We start from the raw sequence: 6,421 nt of genomic DNA, 5'->3' as shown, positions 1-6,421 counted from the left end.
CTCAGCGGTTCGAGGCGGCGCGCCTGTTGCGGGCGGGCCGGAATCCGGAGCAGGTGGCGGAGGCCTTGGGGCGGAGTCGGGCGTGGGCATTCTGGGTACAGAAGACGCTTCGCGAGGACGGCGAGAGCGCGCTGGCGGCGAAGCCTCGACCGGAAGGGCCGAAGAAGGTGAGCGGGAAGCAGCGCGCCGAACTGGCGATATTGATCAAAGATCACACGCCGATGGACTACGGGTTCGACGAGGCGTTGTGGACGCGGAAGATCGTCGGAGATTTGATCTACGAACGGTGGGATATCGATCTTTCTGCGCCGACGGTCGGGGCCGTGCTGCACGACCTCGAGTTCTCGCCGCAGCGGCCGCTCCGGCAGGCGATCGAACAAGACCCGGAAGCGGTGGTGCGGTGGGAGAAGGAGGAGTTCCCCACGATCCGGGCGCGTGCCCGGAAGGAGGGCGCTGAGGTGTACTTCGGCGACGAGGCGGCGGTGCGCAGCGACTACCACTCGGGCACGACCTGGGCGCCGGTCGGGCAGACGCCGGTGGTGCGGACAACCGGCAGCCGGACGACCGTGAGCATGCTGTCTGCCATCTCCCGGAAAGGTGAGATCTCGTTCGATGTGCGAGAAGGCACAGTGGATTCACAGGTATTCATCGATTTCTGCGTCAAGCTGCTGGCCGACGCCGGCGGGAAGAAGGTCTTCCTGATTCTCGACAATGCCACCTACCATGTTTCCAGGAAGACTCGGCAGTTCGCCGAGGACAGCGACGGGAGACTGACGTTGTTCTTCCTGCCGACCTATTCGCCCGAGCTCAACCCCGACGAGCTGGTGTGGAAAAACGTCAAACATGACACGCTCGGGAGGGCATCGATCAAAGACGCCGGGGACCTGCGTTCTCGGGCGGTTGCGGCGCTGGAGCATCTACGAGATTTCCCGGAGATCATAAGGGGAATCTTCCGCGCACCCAGGTTGTCCTATATTCATTGGTGATCAGTCCAGATCAACCATTTCTTCTTAAGAGTATCCGCCAGCGTGCCATCCTCGGCGAGAACACCCGCCTTGAGGAACGCCTTCACCAAGACCAGGACCCGTTTATCCCCGACGCGCCTGCCCACCCGGTCCATCAGGGCCGGATGAGAGATCTCGTCGAAGCAGGCCTTGATGTCACCTTCCACGACCCACTCGTACGAGCGGGACGCGAAATGGTGGATCTCAGCCACCGCGTCGTGAGCCCGGCGGTTCGGACGGAACCCGTAGGAACACGGGAGGAAGTCCGCCTCGAAGATCGGCTCCAGTACCAGCTTCAAGGACGCCTGAACCACCCGGTCACGGACGGTCGAAATCCCCAGGTAGCGCACCTTGCCGCCCACCTTCGGGATCGCCCGCCGCCGCGCCGGTAGAGGGCGGAAAGTCCGCGCCTTGAGCTCATCCCTCAGCTCGGCAAGAAACCCTTCCACCCCACGCTCGGCCTCGATGTAGCGAGCGGTCGCGCCGTCCACTCCAGCCGTGCGCGCGCCCTTGTTGCCCCGCACCCGATCCCACGCCACCAGCAAGAAAGCGGGATCACAAACAAGGTTGTACAGATCATCGAACCTGCGATGAGGACCATCGCTGGCCCAACGGTGCAGCTTGGTCTGGATATCCAGTACCCGGCGTTCCGCCTCATGCAAGGCCTCCACCGGATCACCAGTATTCACCAGTGACCTCCCAGTATTCCAGCATTTCCACTACAGGCTTGCTGGCCCCCTTCGCCATGCGCACGCCTCTCGCGTGCTCGGACTACTACAGGACCTCCGCCTCATCCCACATCTTCGACAGACGACGCATCTATCCCACCAATCCGGATGGATTCCGGACAGCGGGAACGGCGCGGGATGATTCCCGTGTTCACTGAGAATCGATCGACCAGTCCGGCGCCCAGCTTTGCCCCGGCAGCATCGCCACGGTTACGCCGCAGACCTTCACCGTGGCCTCCCCACCGACACGCCAAGTCGGCTTCAGAGTCGGCCCGCCCGACGGGCGGACCGTGCACTGCACCCCGGCCTGTATCCACCAGATTTAAGCCGGTGCCACGCTTACGGAGCTTTACCACTGGTTCCTCTCGTACACCCTCTGGTCTCGCTCGCCGGACCCCGCCCGTCTGGTAGTCCCGAGCAGTCCCGGCTTTGTCAGCGCTGCTTCCCGCCCTCCCCGGCGTCTCCCGGGTCAGACTGCGCTCAGCTCCCACCAGACTGCTGCGACAGCCCGGCGAGGAGGTCTCGCACCTCCTTCGATTCCCAGCGCCTCACGGCGCACTGGCGCCTCATGGCGCACGAACCCGAACAGGAAGGTCCACCCAGCCACGATTCCGACGATCATGGTGAGCAGTCGGACCGGAGCACCCGGAACCGCCAGGTGCGCGGAACGCATGGTCGACTCGGTAGTTGATGTTGCCGGCCCCACGGTCACCGGACATCACCCCGTCGGGATCCGCCCAGCGACCGGGCGGACGGTGATTTCAGGACCCTGAACCGAGATCAGACGGTTCTTATTCTGGCGCGTTAGCTCCACCACCTCCGACCTGGGCGTTTGCAGCGGCCCGGCCGCGAGGCCGAACGCCAGCACGGCGATGGCTACCAGATCGGCAACAAGGATCTTCCACTGGCCCACAGAGATTCCTTCGCCCGGAGTTCATGACCCGTTCATCTGATCAGGCGAGTTTGTGTGCCAGCTGTGATCTTGCTTTGTCGAGGGTGAAAGCTCCGCGCGGAGCGCGAAGCACGCCGCACGGGCAGGGCTCGGCGAGCCAGGCAAGAGGACGTCCAGCCAGGACAGAAATGATCATCGAGGGCGCGGGGAGGGCGAACCAGGATGTTCCCGGTGGGGCAACGGCGTCGAGACCGCCGCGCGCTGAAAGGCTCTCCGCTCAGGAAGCCTGGTGCCACGCGACGCGCTGGGTGGGCACGGCGCGGACGGGTGCCGTCTTTGCGTGTGGGTACGTGCGATCGATGATCTTTGGGTGGGTCGCTGGCTGACTGGCCCCCGGTGAGCCCGCGGACGCGGTAGACCGACTGGACAAGGTCAAGGCCTTCGTCGACGGTGTGTCCGCACCCGGCCTGTCGCACCCAGCGCCAGAGGCCGGCCCAGCAAGAGATGAAGCTCCTGATAGATCGTTGTCGACCAAGAGCAACCTGTCCGCCCGGCGTCGATCTGTCCACCCGATCCCTGTGCTTGTTGACCGGTCTGCTGCGCGCCCGCCGCCGCGAACGCCGCACCCGCTGGCGGCGCCTGCCCGCCGATCGTCAGGCCCTGCTGGCGCTGGCCCATCTGCACCCTGCTGACCATCGACCGGATCGCTGCCGACCAACCCGACTACTTCCTGGAGCGGTGGGTACGCAGCCTGTCTGAGGACGTGGGTCAAAGGACGTCCCCGTCGTCGGTGGACCGTTTGAGGTGACGGTCCGGATCTTGCAGGGCGGTAAGGACGGGTCTGATCCCAAGGGAGTAGAAGCCGTACTCCAGCTGCTGATACCAGGCGCGTTCGCTCTCGAGTTCCTTCGACACCGCGATGGGAACTCCGATCTGCTGGTCGTCGGCAGACACCATGACCACGAACGATGTGCCCTCGTCCGTGGGGTCGGACGGCTTGGTGATCACCACGAATTCCCACGTGGCCGCGCCCGGGACGTTCAACCCGGCGTCGAGACGCCGCAGGACGAAGGTCGGCTGTCTCAGCAGCACCACAGACTGGGCCCGGATCGCAATCTCCCCCCGGGCAACGGTTCGCCAGGGCGGCTCCGGACGCGTGTGGTGGAGGTCGGAGAACAGCTGTTCTCGCAGCTCCGAGTAGCTGGCGGCCGTCGTGGCCAGTGCTCTGGTGTCCCGGGCCAGCTGGTGGCTCGTGTCACAGCTGGCGAAGAGAGCACCCAGCGAGTCGAGCCGGCCGCGGATCCACGGCTTGAGGAAACGGTCAAGGGCTCCCAGCCGGTAGGCGTCCTCGGCGGACTCGGCGACCAGCGTCGCGCCGTATACCAGCGCCTGGTATCTCTCCGCGAGGTCCATGGGTTCCTTCCCGGACGGGCAGCCGTCCCCAGCATCGCTTACAAAGCGTGCGGACAGGGGTCTTCCCGCTGGATACTCGGGAAGGTAGTGAACAGGCCCGTACCCGGGTCGGGCTGATGGCTCGCGCGACGTCCAGCTTCCGAGCAGGCGATTAGGGCGGGTAGCCGTCGCTCGGGTGTCTCGGGGTACACCGTCACCGTGAAGCTGATTGCCATCCGCCTGCGGCCGTCGCACCCGCGCCGCGTTGCGCCGCACCCGCGCCGCGTTGCGCCGCACCCGCGCCGCGTTGCGCCGCACAGGCCGGCATGGGCAGGACACCTGAGCCCCTGCCACGTCGCCCATCTTCTCACCCGACGGCCGCACCCTCGTCAGCGGCCGCTGGGATGGCCGGATCTGCCTGTAGGACATCGGCGACCCCGCCGCCCGGTCCATCGGCTGCCCGAGGACCACGGACGCCGACAGAGTCAACACTGTGGCGTTCACCCCGGGCGGGCACACCCTGGTCAGCGGATCGGATGCGGACGCCGAGCGTGGACGGTGAGTCCTGCGGGTCAGCCTGGAACAACCGGGCGGACCACTCCTGCCGCTGCCCGACGGTAAGCAATTCCAATGGCACCCGGCCGCCCAGCAGCAGTTCGACAGGGCCCGCAACGCCGCACGCGAGAGCGTGGCTGACCGCCGGCTGGCTGCTGCGGTACGACGGCGGGACGGTTGGTTCGTACGAGGGCATACCCTGTTCGTATGCGGAAGAAGGTCGTCACAATCGGGAACTCGGCGGGCATCACGATCAGCCCGGCCGAGCTGCACGCTCTGGGCCTCGCCCCCGGAGACACGGTCGAGGTGACCGTCCGCGCCGGGGTACTCGAGGCCCGCGCCGTGAGCAGGTACGAGGACACCTCCCTGCCCGACCTGATAGCCGTGATCAACGCGGCCCGGACCAGGCCGTGACCTGGACCCGGCAAGAGTTCCTGGCCGATGTCGCCCGCACCGGGGTCCTGTCGCCGGAGTACGCCGAGGACGTGCTGGTGCGCCTGGCGCATCACTCTGCGGCGATCGAGGGCAACACCCTCACCCTGGCCGACACAATCACCCTGCTGGTCGACGAACGAGTGCCCGTCGCCGGCACGCCGGTGCGCGAACTGTACGAGGTCGCCAACCATTACCAGGCGCTCGCTCGCATCCTGAGCGCCGTCGCCGACGGCGAACCCCTGGCGACCAGCCTCGTCCGGGACCTCCACGCCGCGCTGATGGACCACCTGACCCACGACCACGGCCAGTACAAGACCTCCAGCAACATCGTCAGCGGCGCGTCCTGGCAGCCCGCGCCACCCTCACGCGTCGCCGATCTCATGCGCCAGTGGGCCGACCAGACCGAGCGGCAGACCGCCAACCTCGACAATGAGGCATTGCTCGAGGCCATCGCCGGAGCGCACATCGCGTTCGAACGCATCCACCCGTTCTCCGACGGCAACGGCCGCACCGGCCGCACGATCATCGCTTACCAGACCATCCGCAGGTTCGGGTTTCCCGCCATCGTCCAGGTCACCCAGCGATCCGCGTACATCGCCATGCTCGACACCCAGGACACGCCCGCCCTGACCCGCCTCCTCGCGGTCTCACTCGCCGACGAGGCGAGCCGCCGCGCCGCGACGTAGCCGCTCGCGGCTGCACGTCACGGCGGGACGTTAGGCCGGGGCGGCGAGCTTCCGCAGCTGCGCCGCCGGATCACGGTGCAGCTCGCGCGTCGTCGAGACCTCCTCGGCCGCCGCCGTCGCCTGGCAGATCTCGGCCCGCGACCACCAGACCAGGCAGACCTGAGAGGACCGCGCCACGCAGTCGTGGACCTGCGGACCGCCGCGAGCGCCATCAGAATCTCGATCAACACCGCCCCACTCGGAAGCGGCGACGGCGTAAATCGCAGACGCCGCGCGGAGTCCGAGGCGCGTTGGCCGTCAGACTGACCGCGGCCCATCACCATGGTCGCGAGATTCATCGTGGTGCGAGTGCCTCACCCGGATCACGGAACATATGTTCGATATGGGGTGCGGAACCTCGGGCTCGGCGTTCACCGTCTATCGTCCCTGGCCGGTATTCGTCTTCCGACCGGCCGGACGGCGATTTCGGGTCCTTCAATCAAGATTGTCTGGTTCTTCCAATGACCCGTTAGGTCCACCACACCCATGGCCGCATCGGCCTCGGTGACAGATTCTGACGCTGGCCGTCAGAATCTGATCCCGGATATGACGAAGAACCCAGCCTCCCGAAGGAGACGGGGCGTTCGGGCTGCGATGGAAGGAAGCGGCAAGCAGGCTATCTCAGGGGCAGCGCTCCGCTAGTGTACTCCGCCGGAAATCTGAGCTTTTAGTTCTTAACTGTTCCGGCTG

8 protein-coding genes and 1 pseudogene are annotated in these 6,421 nt (G+C 66.3%); 3 read left to right on the top strand and 6 right to left on the bottom strand.

Features of this window, described 5'->3' with window-relative positions:
• The coding region (locus tag CV1CTNOD_RS13725) for an IS630 family transposase (protein WP_131786494.1) at positions 1-986 on the top strand (986 nt) is incomplete at its 5' end.
• Between the two features lie 29 nt (positions 987-1,015).
• Here the strand turns inward: CV1CTNOD_RS13725 and CV1CTNOD_RS13720 are convergent.
• From CV1CTNOD_RS13720 to CV1CTNOD_RS13695, 5 genes and pseudogenes are all read right to left on the bottom strand, one after another.
• Positions 1,016-1,693, bottom strand: a pseudogene (locus CV1CTNOD_RS13720) (reverse transcriptase domain-containing protein); the annotation flags it as partial.
• Positions 1,694-2,201: 508 nt separating this feature from the next.
• Positions 2,202-2,405, bottom strand: a complete 204-nt coding sequence (locus CV1CTNOD_RS13715) for a hypothetical protein (RefSeq protein ID WP_131786492.1) — start codon at positions 2,403-2,405, stop codon at positions 2,202-2,204.
• A gap of 45 nt (positions 2,406-2,450) precedes the next feature.
• Entirely contained in the window at positions 2,451-2,645 is a 195-nt protein-coding gene (locus CV1CTNOD_RS13710) for a hypothetical protein (RefSeq protein WP_131786491.1), read from the bottom strand.
• A gap of 747 nt (positions 2,646-3,392) precedes the next feature.
• A complete protein-coding gene (locus CV1CTNOD_RS13700) occupies positions 3,393-4,037 on the bottom strand; it encodes a hypothetical protein (RefSeq protein ID WP_131786490.1) in 645 nt (214 codons plus the stop codon).
• A gap of 346 nt (positions 4,038-4,383) precedes the next feature.
• Positions 4,384-4,767: a hypothetical protein gene (locus tag CV1CTNOD_RS13695; RefSeq protein ID WP_131786489.1), complete on the bottom strand. Its 384-nt coding sequence runs from the start codon at positions 4,765-4,767 to the stop codon at positions 4,384-4,386.
• 11 nt (positions 4,768-4,778) lie between these two features.
• Here CV1CTNOD_RS13695 and CV1CTNOD_RS13690 point away from each other — a divergent pair, with 11 nt between their 5' ends.
• Both CV1CTNOD_RS13690 and CV1CTNOD_RS13685 read left to right on the top strand, forming a co-directional pair.
• Entirely contained in the window at positions 4,779-4,985 is a 207-nt protein-coding gene (locus CV1CTNOD_RS13690) for an AbrB/MazE/SpoVT family DNA-binding domain-containing protein (RefSeq protein WP_131786488.1), read from the top strand.
• Positions 4,982-5,692, top strand: coding sequence for a Fic family protein (locus CV1CTNOD_RS13685; protein WP_131786487.1), 711 nt, complete (start codon positions 4,982-4,984; stop codon positions 5,690-5,692). Before CV1CTNOD_RS13690 ends, CV1CTNOD_RS13685 begins: the two co-directional genes overlap by 4 nt.
• A gap of 30 nt (positions 5,693-5,722) precedes the next feature.
• Here CV1CTNOD_RS13685 and CV1CTNOD_RS24755 read toward each other — a convergent pair whose 3' ends face one another.
• On the bottom strand, positions 5,723-5,869 hold the full coding sequence (locus CV1CTNOD_RS24755; RefSeq protein ID WP_165485502.1) for a hypothetical protein: 147 nt from the start codon (positions 5,867-5,869) through the stop codon (positions 5,723-5,725).
• Positions 5,870-6,421 lie beyond the last annotated feature (552 nt).

Source organism: Protofrankia symbiont of Coriaria ruscifolia (assembly GCF_900634745.1).
Classification (GTDB): Bacteria; Actinomycetota; Actinomycetes; order Frankiales; family Frankiaceae; genus Protofrankia; species Protofrankia californiensis.
Note: the sequence above shows the minus strand (reverse complement) of the source record. Positions and strands in the feature narration are given on the sequence as shown.